The 14,982-nt window shown below is 52.7% G+C and carries 14 protein-coding genes and 1 pseudogene; 7 read left to right on the top strand and 8 right to left on the bottom strand.

Annotation, left to right across the window (positions count from 1 at the left end):
* Window positions 1-25 precede the first annotated feature (25 nt).
* The 4 genes from FDX14_RS24520 to FDX14_RS24505 form a co-directional block, all read right to left on the bottom strand.
* On the bottom strand, window positions 26-1,090 hold the full coding sequence (locus FDX14_RS24520; protein ID WP_137350422.1) for a DUF2955 domain-containing protein: 1,065 nt from the start codon (window positions 1,088-1,090) through the stop codon (window positions 26-28).
* Entirely contained in the window at window positions 1,080-2,147 is a 1,068-nt protein-coding gene (locus FDX14_RS24515) for an HlyD family secretion protein (protein WP_137350421.1), read from the bottom strand. The genes FDX14_RS24520 and FDX14_RS24515 overlap by 11 nt, the downstream gene beginning before the upstream one ends.
* 6 nt (window positions 2,148-2,153) lie before the next feature.
* The gene (locus FDX14_RS24510; RefSeq protein ID WP_048215013.1) at window positions 2,154-2,618 is read right to left on the bottom strand and encodes a MarR family winged helix-turn-helix transcriptional regulator; all 465 of its coding nucleotides are present in this window, start codon (window positions 2,616-2,618) and stop codon (window positions 2,154-2,156) included.
* A 149-nt stretch (window positions 2,619-2,767) separates the two neighbouring features.
* The gene (locus FDX14_RS24505; protein WP_137350420.1) at window positions 2,768-2,932 is read right to left on the bottom strand and encodes a DUF1127 domain-containing protein; all 165 of its coding nucleotides are present in this window, start codon (window positions 2,930-2,932) and stop codon (window positions 2,768-2,770) included.
* A 176-nt stretch (window positions 2,933-3,108) separates the two neighbouring features.
* Between FDX14_RS24505 and FDX14_RS24500 the strand changes: the two genes are divergently transcribed.
* Window positions 3,109-4,521 carry an aminotransferase-like domain-containing protein gene (locus FDX14_RS24500; protein WP_137350419.1) on the top strand — a complete coding sequence of 471 codons (1,413 nt, stop codon included), beginning with the start codon at window positions 3,109-3,111 and terminating at the stop codon, window positions 4,519-4,521.
* Between the two features lie 50 nt (window positions 4,522-4,571).
* Here FDX14_RS24500 and FDX14_RS24495 read toward each other — a convergent pair whose 3' ends face one another.
* A complete protein-coding gene (locus FDX14_RS24495) occupies window positions 4,572-5,522 on the bottom strand; it encodes an Rpn family recombination-promoting nuclease/putative transposase (RefSeq protein ID WP_042312585.1) in 951 nt (316 codons plus the stop codon).
* Window positions 5,523-5,753: 231 nt separating this feature from the next.
* On the opposite strand from FDX14_RS24495, the gene FDX14_RS24490 reads away from it, so the two are divergent.
* The 3 genes from FDX14_RS24490 to mdtM all read left to right on the top strand — a co-directional run bounded on the left by FDX14_RS24490 (window position 5,754) and on the right by mdtM (window position 8,835).
* On the top strand, window positions 5,754-6,569 hold the full coding sequence (locus FDX14_RS24490; RefSeq protein ID WP_137350418.1) for an AraC family transcriptional regulator: 816 nt from the start codon (window positions 5,754-5,756) through the stop codon (window positions 6,567-6,569).
* 48 nt (window positions 6,570-6,617) lie between these two features.
* Window positions 6,618-7,268 (top strand): LysE family translocator, encoded by a 651-nt coding sequence (locus FDX14_RS24485; protein WP_042312589.1) that lies wholly within the window; start codon window positions 6,618-6,620, stop codon window positions 7,266-7,268.
* Between the two features lie 325 nt (window positions 7,269-7,593).
* Entirely contained in the window at window positions 7,594-8,835 is a 1,242-nt protein-coding gene (gene mdtM / locus FDX14_RS24480; RefSeq protein WP_137350417.1) for a multidrug efflux MFS transporter MdtM, read from the top strand.
* Between the two features lie 84 nt (window positions 8,836-8,919).
* Here mdtM and FDX14_RS24475 read toward each other — a convergent pair whose 3' ends face one another.
* The 3 genes from FDX14_RS24475 to FDX14_RS24465 all read right to left on the bottom strand — a co-directional run bounded on the left by FDX14_RS24475 (window position 8,920) and on the right by FDX14_RS24465 (window position 12,173).
* Complete coding sequence (locus FDX14_RS24475; RefSeq protein ID WP_137350416.1) at window positions 8,920-9,480, bottom strand: YagU family protein; 561 nt, start codon at window positions 9,478-9,480, stop codon at window positions 8,920-8,922.
* A gap of 238 nt (window positions 9,481-9,718) precedes the next feature.
* Entirely contained in the window at window positions 9,719-10,909 is a 1,191-nt protein-coding gene (gene metC / locus FDX14_RS24470) for a cystathionine beta-lyase (protein WP_137350415.1), read from the bottom strand.
* Window positions 10,910-10,940: 31 nt separating this feature from the next.
* On the bottom strand, window positions 10,941-12,173 hold the full coding sequence (locus tag FDX14_RS24465) for a dicarboxylate/amino acid:cation symporter (protein WP_137350414.1): 1,233 nt from the start codon (window positions 12,171-12,173) through the stop codon (window positions 10,941-10,943).
* 219 nt (window positions 12,174-12,392) lie between these two features.
* Between FDX14_RS24465 and FDX14_RS24460 the strand changes: the two genes are divergently transcribed.
* The 3 genes and pseudogenes from FDX14_RS24460 to FDX14_RS24450 form a co-directional block, all read left to right on the top strand.
* Window positions 12,393-13,319, top strand: a complete 927-nt coding sequence (locus FDX14_RS24460) for a LysR family transcriptional regulator (RefSeq protein ID WP_137350413.1) — start codon at window positions 12,393-12,395, stop codon at window positions 13,317-13,319.
* A gap of 75 nt (window positions 13,320-13,394) precedes the next feature.
* Window positions 13,395-14,675, top strand: coding sequence for a DUF445 domain-containing protein (locus FDX14_RS24455; protein WP_079225571.1), 1,281 nt, complete (start codon window positions 13,395-13,397; stop codon window positions 14,673-14,675).
* Window positions 14,671-14,859, top strand: a pseudogene (locus FDX14_RS24450) (MFS transporter); the annotation flags it as partial. The gene FDX14_RS24455 and the pseudogene FDX14_RS24450, both read left to right, overlap by 5 nt.
* Window positions 14,860-14,982: the final 123 nt, after the last annotated feature.

Raw genomic sequence — 14,982 nt, 5'->3', positions numbered from 1 at the left:
CGCCATCCGGCACTCACAGCCCCACTTATTCGGTAATCACAAACTGTGTCGCGGCAAAGCAGTTCAAAACCTGGTGTACCAGAAATACCATCGTTAGCGTTGCCACCAGCGCGACGGTGACGGAGGTGATACGGTACAGATCGCTGAATACCAGGTCCTGATCCGGGTGCAGGTTCTGGCCAAACATAATGCCGATGGTGGTGATACTGGCAAACCCCACGCCTGCGCCGACTTTTTCCATTACGTGCAGGCGGGCGCTGAATGCCAGCCCAAGGCCAATCAGCGGCATCATCAGCACCATATGGTTGCTGAAATCATAGATAAGCAGCTGCACCATTAGAATATACAGACAGGCCAGCACCACGCCAACCACACGCCAGATCGAGCTAATCACCGCCCCGCGATAGTGCATAGGAAACAGAATCAAAATGCCTGCCATCAGCGCTGACAGCGAATCACTCAAATCGCAGATCTGGAAGACCACAAAAATCATCGTCGCCACCGTACCGGAAAGCAGCGACTCGTGGCGAACCCGGGCGGCATCTTTTTCAATGCGCGGCGGCGGCTGGCGGGGTTCCATGTCCGGGATCAGGTAATGCAGCAGCGCGCTCAGCGCCACCGCCATGACGCAGGCTTCCATATTGGAAAACATCAGCGTATGCCAGTTGGTGGTGGGATAACTCATAAAGTTGAGCATCGTGCTCTGACATACTACGCCCATCGAGCCGAGCAAAAACAGCGGCCCTTTACTCATAAAGCGAAAACGCATCACGTACAGACCAAACACCACCAGCGTCATAATCAGCGGCCATTGTGAGAGATAGCCGACGATTAGCACCATTTCAACGCAGTTCACTGCCGCGCTGAACACAAACTGTTTTGCCACATGGCGGTTGAACACCGGCACCAGCGATAACAGCATTAGCGGATAAACCACAAAAAATACGCCGTACTGCACGTTGTAGAAGGTCGAGATACTCAGCGCGATTGTCCCGGCGACGGAAATCCGCAGGGTCTGGCGAAAGTCATTGGCGGTGTAGACGATATTCCCGTGCGGCGTAAAGACGTGGGCCAGCGTGTTAATAGACATAATGCAGCCAGCTAACGAGGTGGATCTGCGCCCCGGCAAAAGTGCGAGCGAACATCCCCTCGCTGTTATACAGCTGTACCGTGGCGCGCGCCCCGGTCGGTAACGGCGTGTCGAGCGGTTCGTTCAGCGCTACGTGAATACGCATACGCTGGGCATCGCGCACCCAGCGGGTGGACTGTTCCGGCTGCGACAGCTGGCCGTTAACCTGCTCCTGGCCCGCCAGAATACCGGCATCACTGCTGGTGACGCGGGCAGAGAAAACCTTGCCCGGCATGGCGTCGAACACCACGGCGGCATCGGTATCCACGCGAGTGTGGCGCAGGCTTTTCTCGCGAAAGTCGGCCACGATATCGGTCTGATGGCTGACCAGCGCCAGTAGCGGCGTGGCGGCGGTGGCGTAAAGTCCGGGGCTAAGCTGGAGGTTACTCACTATACCGTCGGTCTGGGCGTACACTTTGCTCCAGCGGAGGTTCAGCTGCGCCTCTTCCAGCGCGTTACGGTATTTTTGCAGCGTCACGTTGCGCTTGTCATCGCGCTCGCCGCGCTGGATCAGCAGGTTCTGAATACTGGCGTTGAGCGCCGCCACCGACTGTTCGCTGGTCTGCCAGGCGGTGCGCACCTTATCGAGATCGGATTGCGACACATTCTGCATGGCACTCAGGCGTTGATAGCGGTCAAAGGTAGTCTTATCGTTGCGGGCGTTGAATTGCGCGGTGCGCAGATTAGCGCGCGCGGAGGCGATCTGCGCATCCAGCTGTTGGTTGCTCAGCTTCGCCTGCTCAAGGGCGATTTGCGCCGCTTCGACCTTATTGATAAACGGCGTCGGATCCAGCTCGTACAGCAAATCGCCCTTTTTCACCTGGCTATTGTTATGTACATGCACCTGCGAGACGTAGCCGGATACGCGTGAAGAAACAGGCGTTACCACGCGCATCACCGTGGAGTCCGGCGTCAGCGGGATCCAGATATCAGCAACGATAAACCAAGCGAATATTACCAGGAAAGCGGCAATACTCACCCTTACCCAACGGGCAAATTTTTGTTCTGGGGTCATCATAGTTTTTTAGTGTTGATTGTCTTCTTCGCGGATTGTCCGCAAATTGCAGGCGAGTTGATTTAACGTCGTGCTAAAGGCGGCAAGCTCCGCTTCAGGAATGGTACAGGTGACGCGATGTTGGTATGTCTCAATCACCCGGTTAAGTTCTTCAAGCCTTGAGCGGCCTTGCGCGGTCAGCGTTAACAGTCGGATGCGTTTGTCATAAGGCGATGTGGAACGCAGCAGGTAGCCCTGCTTTTCCAGTAGTGTGAGGGTGCGCATCAGCGGCGGCAGTTCAATGCCCTGCACCTCCGCCAGTTCACTGACCGAGACGTTGTCTCCCAGTTGATACAGCTGCATCAATACCGTCCAGCTTGATTGCGTCAGGCCAGTATCGGTGATGGCAGCATCAATAATGGCCCGCCACTGGCGCACCACCATCGCCATGCGCATCCCCATCGGACGGCGGGCAAACAGTTCATCTTCAGTCATATATCTTTTTCCTCATCGCTGATGAAGAAAATAATACTTATCATGGTAAGTATCAAGAAACAGACTATCAACAAGCATCAATTGATAAACACAGTGAATATAAAAGAGGCCGGATGCGCTAACACCCGGCCTTGGTCGATAGAAAATAATTACTCCACCTGATCGCGTCGCAGCCCGACGTCACGTAGGCGCTCATCGCTCATCTGGTGCAACAGACGCCGCGTTTGCGCCCGTAGCCGCCATGCTTTGTATGCCCGCCAGATCAGTACAAGCCCAATAAACGGCTGCTTTGCTCTATTCTCATGAAATTCCATACCTTGCCTCCCACCTTGCCAGAGGCTTTATATTCACGGATTTGGGTCTGAACAATACAGACTCACAAAGTACTTTTATTTAACATACAGATTGGTTAAAAAGAGTTCTGCATCGCTTTTTTCACGCCAATCTGTACTGGTTTTTTAATCTGTATGGCACCCATGAGGGATACAGCATGACGCGTTACCAACATCTGGCCAATCTGCTGGCCGAACGCATTGAGCAGGGGCTGTATCGCCACGGCGAAAAATTGCCTTCGGTGCGTAGCTTGAGTCAGGAACATGGGGTCAGTATCAGCACCGTCCAGCAGGCCTATCAGACGCTGGAACAACTACAGCTGATCACGCCGCAGCCGCGTTCCGGTTATTTTGTCGCGCCACAAAAAGCACAACCGCCGGTGCCGCCAATGTCGCGCCCGGTACAGCGTCCGGTCGAGATAACCCAGTGGGATCAGGTGCTGGACATGCTGGCAGGTCATGCGGACAAATCGATAATCCCTTTTAGCAGTGGCGTGCCCGATATCAACCAATCCAGCCTGAAGCCACTGTGGCGCGAGCTAAGCCGTGTGGCGCAGCATAATCTCAAGGCGGTGCTGGGTTACGATGAATTACCTGGCTGTCGGGAATTGCGTCAACAGATTGCCCGGCTCATGCTGGACGGCGGTTCGGTCGTCACTGCGGATGATATTGTGATTACTAATGGCAGCCAGAGCGGAATGTCGCTGGCGCTGCTAACGGTCTGCCAGCCTGGCGATATTGTCGCCGTTGAATCTCCCGCCTATTACGGCACCATGCAGCTGCTACGCGGATTAGGGATCAAAGTTATTGAGATCCCGACCGATCCGGATGCCGGGATCAGCATTGAAGCGCTGGAACTGGCGCTGGATCAGTGGCCGATTAAAGGGGTGATCCTGGTTCCTAACTGCAACAACCCGCTCGGCTTTATTATGCCGGATGCGCGTAAACGCGCTGTGCTCGCCCTCGCCCAGCAGCACGATATTGTTATTTTTGAAGATGATGTGTACGGAGAGCTTGCCACAGAATATCCACGTCCACGCACAATCCATTCCTGGGACAGCGACGGTCGGGTGCTACTGTGCAGCTCATTTACCAAATCCGTGGCGCCGGGATTGCGCGTCGGTTGGGTTATTCCCGGTCGTTATCACGATAAATTTCTGCATATGAAATATGCCGTCATCGGCACTAACGTTCCTGCTACACAGCTGGCGGCCGCCACCTTCGTGCGCGAGGGGCATTATCATCGTCATGTTCGCCGTATGCGTCAGATCTACCAGCGGAATATGGAGATCTATACCTGCTGGGTACGGGAATATTTCCCCTGCGGGATCTGCGTCACCCGACCAAAAGGCGGCTTTATGCTGTGGGTGGAATTACCACAGCAGGTCGATATGGTCTGCGTTGCCAAACAGCTCTGTCGCCTGAAAATCCAGGTCGCGCCTGGCTCACTATTCTCTGCATCCGGTAAATACCGCAACTGCGTACGCATCAATTGTGCATTGCCGCCAAACGAGAAGCATCAGGAAGTCATGCAAAAGCTCGGCGAGGCGGTGAAAACGGCGATGGAGTAACCGGACCATCCGGTGCTTCCGGGCAGGCGATTAAGCGGTTTAAATCATCTCTAATGGCTTAAACCCTGAATATCTTCAGCGGAAAGTCGGGTAATTTTTTGTACCGTGCTGATATCGATACCGTCGGCCAGCATAGTGCGGGCAATACGTAGCGCCTCATCACGTCGCCCCTTTATCAGTCCTTCTTGTTTACCTTCTTGTTTACCTTCAAGCTTGCCTTCAAGCCATCCTTTTTGAAATCCTGCCTCATGTAATCTGTCTGCGATCGTCATCAAATGCTCCTTGTACTGCGGTGAACGTTCGGCAACCCCGCGAATAAACTCACTGAATCGAGGTGCATCGCCAGTTCGTAAAATATAATTAAACAGCGTCTTTATCTGAGTGTCATTAGTCAGTCCGGTAAGTAGCAGGGAAACAATTTGCTCGACCAATCCCATAAGATCGCGTTGACGGATATGTTTTTGGATTAACTCCAACAGCGCCATACGTCGATGCTGCACAATTTCGTCATCCGGTATGACCGTAATATCCACCAGCGGAAACGCCGCTGCATACAGCTGACGAGCCAGCTTCGGGTTGGCAAACTCATCCAGCCAGCACAATGAATAAGGGTACGGGCTTTTAGCGCCGTGATAGAACAGCATCGGCACCACCAGCGGCAACTGCTGATGCCCAGCATCTAAATGTTTCTGCATGGCTGCTACCGCATAGCGCATCAACCGGAATGCCATATGTGCATCCGGTGTGCTCTGGTGTTCAATCACTACATAAATATACCCATCGCCCTCCGTCGTTTTCACCGACCAAAGCACGTCGGAATAGGACGCGCGTAAATTCTCTTCAATGAAACTATCTGACTCGAGTTTCAGCGTCTGAAGATCGCAAAGTTCGCGTAGCGAAGCGGGAAGATGTATTTGCAGAAAATCCCGTGCGGTCTCAGGGTGACGTAAGAACGTTTTAAAGACCGCATCATGCGGTGTGGAAGTGGAAGCTTTGTTCATGGCGATCTTTCACCTGAAAATAAGATGCCATGACTGTAGCGCCGGAAAACTCCCCCCCTCACCTGCAACTTTCTCTCTTTGCGAGGCGATTTCCGGGATAACAACGTCCTTATGTAACGTCTGCATTGGTCTGGAACGCGTCCCGCAGAATCACGACCTCAATGCACATTCCCGCTTTTTCATCGCACGCCCTGTGCTATAACAAATCATCACTTTCATGGAGGGCGCGATGTGACGCATACCCGGGATATTCCACAATCGTTCTGGCGTGATGAGCAGTTGCCGTGGCTGGAACTGCGCAGCACCTGGCAAAGCCAGCAGGCCTATAAACGTCATCATCACTCTCAGCTCTCGATTGGGGCGATTCTTGAGGGTGAGACTTGCTGCCAGTGTGATGGCAAAGAATACCTCCTGAGCTCAGGCGATCTCATTGTGATCCCATCGCTGGCACCTCACAGCTGTAACCCCGTTAATGGGCGGTTTCGCAGTTACCATATGCTCTATCTTGATGCCCAGTGGTGCCTGAACCATCTGCCTGAGCTGAGCAGCAATCAGCAACTTTACCCACGCAATCCCGTTATCCGCGATCCGCAATTATTCCAGCGTTATTTACGCCTCGTGGCGCTCATGCAGCGCAAACAAACGACACAGATAACCGATGCCGCGCAGGCACTGCTGCGCTCGCTGCCGTTGCAATCAGTAAAAACGGAACACCTTAGCCCAGCCAGCACGTATCTGCGTGAACGGCTGCAGTCCAGTTTGGTTGCGCCTCCCTCGCTGGACGAGCTGGCGTATGAATGCCGCATGCGTAAAGAGACGCTGATCCGTAACTTTAAGCAGGACACCGGCCTGACGCCGGGGAGTTATCTGAATATCCTGAGAGTTAACTATGCCCGCCAGCGGTTGCGTGCAGGGGACGAAATTGCGGATGTCGGCTACCAGAGCGGGTTTGCCGACCAGAGCCATTTCCATCGCACCTTTGTGCGCTACACCGCGGCCACACCGCGTCAATACGCATTAGGACGATCAATATCAGACAATAATTAGTGCGGCGTCAGGCGTAGGGTGAACTCGGATTCCGTTTCTGAGGTCACTATGTCGCTGCTTTCCTTACTTTTTCCGTCTGCTTTTCCCGCGCTGGCGCTGGCGCATTTTGTCGCACTCCTCAGCCCGGGTCCGGACTTCTTTTTACTGGTCGGCTATGCCGTACGTTACCGGATGCGCGGCAGTGCCGGGCTGTGCGTGGGGATCGCCCTCGGCAACGGGCTGTATATCATGCTGGCGATTATCGGTTGGGGGATCCTGCGCCAGCTTCCTCTGCTGTTTACGGTTATTGAGCTGTTGGGCGCACTCTATTTATTGTGGATTGGCAGCCTGTTGATACGCAGCCGCCCGCAAACGCTGACCGGAGCAGACGCCCAGTCTACCTGTCCAGGGTTTGGCAAACAGTTGCTGCTGGGGTTAGCTTCGTCACTACTCAACCCGAAAAATGCGTTGTTTTATCTGGCGCTAATGACCGCCCTGCTCGGCCCGTCGGTGACATTGCTACAACAAAGCGTGAGCGGGATATGGATGACCAGCGTGGTGCTGTTCTGGGATTTGCTGATCGTGATGTTCATCGGTTTACCGCAGATCCAGCGACGGTTAACCAGCGGGATAGTGTGGGTAGAACGTATCGCCGGCGGCGTATTGGTCATCTTCGGTTGTGCCATCGCGCTGCGTTTTTTGCAGAGCATCGTACTCTGATTAACGTGGCGATTTTCTGCAAATAAACCGGATAAACTCGTTTAATTAATATCCAATCCGCATTACACTGCGGATGGTCACTACCCGTTCAACTTACTCTTCCTGAGGTGCGATGTGCTGATTGTTACCTGTAATCGTTACGCTTTCTGACCCCGCGTTAGTGAGCGTTTCTCCTGTTTGCGCTTCACGCAGACAGCGTTTTTGATTACATGAAATTCAGTACATTTGCAGTCTGCTTTTATTCTGTTATCGGTCTGACGTCTCAAAGACGGTATTGAATTTCGCTATTCCCGTTGAGGGTTTTCTCCCGACAAGGAGCTGTTTTATGCAACGGATTCTCGCGTTTTTCTCCCAACGCGCTACGACGCTATTTTTTCCTATTGCGTTGATTTTGTATGATTTCGCCGCCTATCTGTCGACGGACTTGATCCAGCCCGGCATCATTAATGTCGTCCGCGATTTCAACGCCGACGTCAGCCTGGCACCCGCGGCGGTCAGCCTCTATCTGGCGGGTGGTATGGCGCTGCAATGGCTGTTAGGACCGCTTTCCGACCGGATTGGCCGCCGTCCGGTACTGATTGCGGGAGCGCTAATTTTTACGCTCGCCTGCGCTGCCACATTGTTCACCACCTCGATGACGCAATTTCTGGCCGCCCGTTTTGCGCAAGGCACCAGCATCTGTTTTATCGCCACCGTCGGCTATGTCACGGTGCAGGAGGCATTTGGGCAAACAAAGGCCATCAAGCTAATGGCGGTAATCACCTCTATTGTGCTGGTTGCACCGGTTATCGGCCCGCTCTCAGGAGCGGCGCTGATGCACTTTGTACACTGGAAGATCTTGTTTGCCATTATCGCCGTCATGGGGCTTATCGCACTCATTGGACTCACATTAGCAATGCCAGAAACCGTCCAGCGTGGCGCGGTGCCGTTCAGTGCGCGCAGCGTAGTGCGTGATTTTCGCGACGTTTTCCGCAACCGGGTATTCCTGTTTGGCGCAGCCACGCTGTCGTTGAGCTATATCCCGATGATGAGTTGGGTGGCAGTCTCACCGGTGATCCTCATTGATGCTGGCGGCATGACCACATCCCAGTTTGCCTGGGCGCAGGCACCAGTGTTTGGCGCGGTGATCGTCGCCAATATGGTGGTCGTGCGCTTCGTGAAGGATCCGACCCGGCCACGCTTTATCTGGCGAGCGGTTCCCATTCAGTTGAGCGGGCTGGCGGTATTGATTGCTGGCAATTTACTGTCGCCGCACGTGTGGTTGTGGTCAGTGCTGGGGACCAGCCTGTATGCGTTTGGCATTGGAATGATCTTCCCAACGTTATTCCGCTTTACACTATTTTCCAACAACTTACCGAAGGGTACGGTTTCGGCGTCGTTGAATATGGTGATCCTGACGGTGATGGCGGTTTCTGTCGAAATTGGGCGTTGGTTATGGTTCAACGGCGGCAGGATTTCGTTTCATCTGCTGGCGGTGGTGGCAGGTATTGCCGTCGTGTTCACGCTGGCAGGCTTACTGAAGCGCGTACGTCAGCATGAGGCCACCGCGTTAGTCACAGAGAGTTAACCTCCTATGAACCGCCCCCATTCGCGAACACTGGTTTTGTGTTTAGCGGTCGGGGGCAATCCATCATAGTGCATCAACTTTTAATCATCTGGCGAGAGATAACGAAACTTCCGCATCGGGTTCATGCGTAATCCGATTACGCAGGTCGCGACGAATCATTTCAATGACCCAAAACCAGAAAATATGTCCAATAATTTCCGACACATATTCATCAAATGGTAGCTGAGACAAAGGCGGCGAAAGATGAAGGACGGGAATGAAGATGCCATGAACTGCCACCGTCACGATTAAACCTGCCAGTACCCCCTGCCAAAGTTTAACTTTTGGAAAAATTTCAGCGGCAACGCAATATCCGACTGCAAACACTAATGAAAATATGATGTGCGTGACCATAACCGGATTAATCACATGTTCAGAAAAGGTATAGACCGTTTGCGTGGGGTCAATCCCTAAATAGTCCCGGAGAAAAAGGTACGGAGGATTAAACTCATTTCTTCCCAGAGAAAATGTCCTGGGTGGAAGCGGAACTTCGGCTCCCCACTTAACAAATGCAGAAAGTACGCCGGAAACGATACCGACTAACACGGCAACGCCATAATGTCGGCGTTCAGTTGGTGTCCGTGAGAATAAATCTTTCAGCTTCATAACTCATCATCCCTTATATGCCATAACACTTAAAACCAGTGGCTATGCTACCCAGGAGGGATGCTGAAAATTGTGACAAAGATTACTTTTGATAAAAAATGATCTTAAATGACTACTTATGAGTTAATTTGATTGTGAATATAGCGTCATCGCGAATGTCGTACAGGCGTTTTATCCGGCCTACTGGGTTACGTAGGCCGGATAAGCATCAGCGCCATCCGGCAGCGAATGTGTTACCTCACGCGATGCGCGCAAACCCCGCTTCCAGATCGGCAATCAGATCGTCAACATCTTCCAGACCAATATGCACCCTGACCAGCGTGCCGTTGAAATCAACCTCTCCGGCCGGGCGAATGCTGTTCAGCTCTTCCGGTTGATTCGCCAGAATGAGTGACTCAAATCCGCCCCACGAATAGGCCATATGGAACAGCGAGAAGTTATCGAGGAAATTCGCCATCTGCTCGTCGGTCAGTCTCTTTTTCAGCACAAACGAGAACAGGCCAGAACTTCCGACAAAATCACGTTGAAAATACTCATGTCCCGGACATTCCGCTAATGCCGGATGATTTACCCGCGCCACTTCCGGCCTTGCCGACAGCCAGCGGGCAATGTGAATACTGCTCTCATGATGCTGCTTCAGACGTACCGCCAGCGTACGTAATCCGCGGCTACCGTTGTAGGCTGTGTCGGCATCCAGCGTTTGCCCCATCAGATAGGAGTTCTCCCGCAAACGGTCCCAGCAGCGGGCGTTAGACACCGCCGTTCCCAGCATGCCGTCCGAATGACCTATGGTGTACTTGGTTCCTGCCTGAATGGAAATATCCACCCCGAAATCCAGTGCCTTGAAGAGAACGCCCGCCGCCCAGGTATTATCGATCATAATGACAATCTCCGGGTTCACCGCGCGGATAGCCTGCACCATTCCCGGCACATCCTGGACTTCCATCGTGATAGAACTTGGTGATTCGAGGAACACCACCTTCGTTTCCGGACGCAGAAGATCAACGATCCCAGCCCCAATTAACGGATCGTAATACGTTGTTTCCACATTAAATTTACTCAGGATCTTATTGCAAAAATCCTGGGTTGGCTCGTAGGCCGCGCCCGTCATCAAAATATGATCGCCGCTTTGGACGAACGCCAGAATCGCATTGGTCACCGCTGCTGCTCCACACGGATACAGCGCGCAGCCGACACCGCCTTCCAGCTCACTCATGGCTTTCTGGAAGGCAAAATGCGTATAGGTTCCGCGACGACCATAAAACAGTTCACCGTTCGCCCGGTTGGCGGTGGCAAATTTCTTATCCTTCACGGTATCGAACACCAGTGAAGAGGCGCGTTGGATCACCGGATTCACCGCTCCCTGGGTATAGCGTTTGTCGCGACCAGCAACGACCAGATGCGTTTCAAGCTTCATAGCGTCTTTCATAACTTCTCCTGTTCTTAATCCGTGTGAAAACCTATACCACCGCAGCAGTAGAGTTTATTTCAGTGTTGGTCTGCTTTTTTCCAGCGAACCGTTCGACAATCTGTGCCGCGTTCAAATCATGGATCACGTTAATCAATGTAGCCGGCGCATCGGTAATGGTGCCCAGTACCACCAGCATCGGGATCGCTTCCATCGGCAGACCCAACGTGGTGACGATAAAGATCTCGCCAAGGAACGCCCCGCCCGGCACGCCGCCGACGATAATGGCGGAGAGCACCGCAATCAGCATCGTCAGGAAGAAGGTTTCAGTGGTGAACTCCATACCCAGCACGGAATAGATAAAGACAATTTTCAGTGCAGCTATCATCGCCACACCGCCTTTATTCAGGTTTACCAGCAGCGGAATGGAGACATCAACGATTTCCGGGTTGATCCCCATCGCTTTACCGGCGCGCAGCGTCACCGGTAGCGTGCCCAGCGAAGAACAGGTTCCCAGCGCGGTCGCAGAGGGCTCAATCGCATTACGCCAAAAGGCTTTCACCGCCGGAATACCGCCGCCAATGTACGAATAGAGAATAGAGCCAAAAACAAAGTAGACCAGCGTAGCAACCATAAACAGGCCAATGGCGCGGGCAAAGGTTAGCAACAGAGCAGAGTCCTGGCTGGCCATGGTGGCGGCGAAGTAGCAGCCCAGACCAATCGGCGCCACCTTCATGATGATTGAGACGATCTTCATGATCAGCATGTTGGCATCCTCCAGCAGTGAAGCAATGCGTTTCCCTGCCTGATCCGACTGGCCAATCGCCACACCAGCAATGATCGCCATCACGATCAGCGCCAGGATATTGGACTTAGAAAACAGTCCAATAAAGTCGCTGGTGGTAATCATGCTCACAAAATCCATCTTGCCGCTACCCGCCTGTACGGACTGCGAGAGATCGATAGTGACGCCCTGCGCCGGGTTATACCAGAGCGCCAGCGCGACGATCCCGGCTGCCGGAATAAAGGCCATGGCGATCGAAACAATAAAGATTATCGCCATAATGCGCCCTAACCTTTTCAGGTCGGTCATACTGGCGATCGAAGACATAACGCTGATCCCCACCAGCGGCACAATAATCATAAATAACAGGTTTAAGAATATCTGACCTATTGGCTGGAGTTTACTTGCCAACGATGGGGCATAAATACCTAATATGCCGCCAATCACCAGAGCAACTAATAAAATAATCGACGATCTATAGGGTTCGAGTCGTGACCACATAATCGGTACCTTTAGAATAATAATTAATGAGATTAAATTCACAATATGATGAGTTTCCGTTTCGCCTCCTGTTATTTTGTGACGTAACTCACCTAAGTTGTTATTTTTTCATTTTGCCAGCAACTTGTTGCCTGTGATTCAATAGTTGCATGTTTAAAAGCCGAATGTAACGGCCTGGTCGTACCGTTTTTGCAAATCACTTGTGAATTAAAGGAAATTATGAGTACGCCAATTTCACTCAAGCATCTGGAATTTTTTACGAAAATCGTCGATTGCGGGGGGCTGTCAGAAGCCGCGGCGCAGCTCAACGTCTCGCCGTCTGCGGTCAGTAAAAGCCTGGCCGCGATGGAAGACACGCTGAGGACGACGTTAATTAAACGCACCACCCGCAGTATTACCCTGACCGACGCTGGGCAATATCTCTTCAACCGCGCAAATAAGCTTTTGAAAGAATTCGATGAAACGCTGAATACTACTTCCGGTTATTACCACAGCCCGCAGGGTGAATTACGGATAACCTGCTCAATTGCGTTTGGCTATTCCCGACTGGTGAACCTGGTGGATAAATATCGCACTCAGTTCCCGGATGTGAATTTGTATATCGATCTCAACGATAACTTCGTGAATCTGAACGAAACGGATTTTGACATCGCTCTGCGCATTTCTACCGCGCCGCCGCAGAACTATGCCATGCGCAAGCTGGTGCCTGTTCGCTGGGCGTACTGCGCCTCACCCGGCTACCTTGCCAAAAAAGGCATGCCCCAGCGCCGCAGCGATCTGGTCAGCCATGATTGCCTGGTGTATCCGGGGCTCACGCCTGTGTTAAAAGTGGCTGATGAACAGGATCGTCTGCATCAGCTCAAACTCCATATGCCGATCCAGGCCAATAGCAGTCTGGTATTACTGAAGTCGGTACTGGAAGATCAGGGCGTGGCGTACTTGCCGACCTACCTGATTGGCGATCATATTCAAAAAGAAGAGATAACGCCGTTGATGCTCGACGGCACGATTACCTGTGAAACTCACGCCCTGTATGCGCTCTATTTTCCCAGTAAGTACAGCAATCCCAAGGTACGATCGTTTATCGATTTTCTGGTAGCGGAACTCGGTCCCTTACCCGCCTGGGACAACTGGATCCCGGAGTAAGATCTGGCCGCCTAAAAATGAGGGCCGCACCACAATTTTTGCGCGATCCTGTCGTCTGGCTCTATTCTTAAGCCTATGAATAAAATTACTGAACTCAAACGCGCCAAGCGACTGGCGCTCTCATTGCTGCTGATTGCCGCCGCCACTTTCGTTATCACGCTGTTTCTGCCGCCTAACTTCTGGGTGCTCGGAATCAAAGCGATCGCTGAAGCGGCGATGGTCGGCGCACTGGCGGACTGGTTTGCCGTGGTGGCACTTTTTCGCCGGGTGCCGATCCCGTTTATCTCGCAACATACTGCAATTATCCCACGCAATAAGGATCGGATCGGGGAAAATCTCGGACAGTTTGTGCAGGAAAAATTTCTCGACACTCAGTCCCTGGTTGCGCTGATCCGCCGCCATGAACCGGCGCTATTGATCGGGAACTGGTTCAGCCAGCCGGAAAACGCCCGGCGTATTGGCCAGCACCTGCTGCAAATTATGAGCGGTTTTCTCGAACTGACCGACGACGCGCGCATTCAGCGGCTGATCAAGCGGGCGGTGCATAAGGCCATCGATAAGGTTGATCTCTCAGAAACCAGCGCATTGATGCTGGAAAGCATGACCAAAAACAATCGCCATCAGGTGCTGCTCGACACGCTGATCGCCCAACTGATCTCTCTGTTACAACGCGACAGCTCGAGAGCGTTTATCGCCCGGCAGATCGTGCACTGGCTGGAGACCGAACATCCGCTGAAAGCGAAGATCCTGCCGACCGAATGGCTGGGCGAGCACAGCGCCGAGCTGGTTTCTGACGCCGTAAACTCCTTGCTGGATGACATCAGCCACGATCGCGCCCATCAGATCCGCCACGCCTTCGATCGCGCGACGTTTAAGCTCATCGATAAGCTCAAACACGATCCGGAAATGGCCGTGCGAGCGGAAAGCCTCAAAAGCTATCTGAAAGAAGACGAAGCCTTCAACCGTTATCTCGGCGAGCTTTGGGCAGACCTGCGTCAGTGGCTGAAAACCGACATTAACGCCGAGGATTCTCGCGTGAAGCAGCGCATTGCTAATGCCGGGCAGTGGTTCGGCGAAACGCTGGTTGCCGACAGCGCCCTGCGCGCTTCATTGAATGGGCATCTGGAGCAGGCCGCGCATAAGGTTGCGCCAGAGTTCGCCACCTTCCTGACGCGCCACATTAGCGACACAGTGAAAAGCTGGGATGCACGCGATATGTCACAGCAAATTGAGCTAAACATTGGCAAAGATTTGCAGTTTATTCGCGTCAACGGCACGCTGGTCGGCGGTTCTATTGGCCTGCTGTTATATCTCCTGTCGCAAATTCCTTCCCTGCTGACGCTGGCGAATCTTTAAAGGGACCACCTCGCTGGTGATGCCGCTCGCCCGTCAACTTAGCGTGCCGCGCAATATTAATCTGCTGGGAAGCGGTGCTCAGGCCATAATTAACGCCACGCTGTGTGGTGCCGTTGCGTTGTTTATTGCTGTGATTATTAGCTTCACGCAATTATATAAACAGCGTTTCGGTAACCCTAAATAACGAACAAAATACCCACCAGGAAAATTACAATTCACAACCGTTAATTTATAAACGCACTTTAAAATGCGTAAAAATGGACATTTTGACTCAACATCACCACCGTCTTCATATAACACATATATC

The sequence above is a fragment of the Citrobacter sp. wls710 genome, from assembly GCF_005281115.1.
Lineage (GTDB): Bacteria > Pseudomonadota > Gammaproteobacteria > Enterobacterales > Enterobacteriaceae > Citrobacter > Citrobacter werkmanii.
The sequence above is the reverse complement of the archived record's forward strand: the minus strand, read 5'-3'. Positions and strand labels throughout refer to the sequence as shown.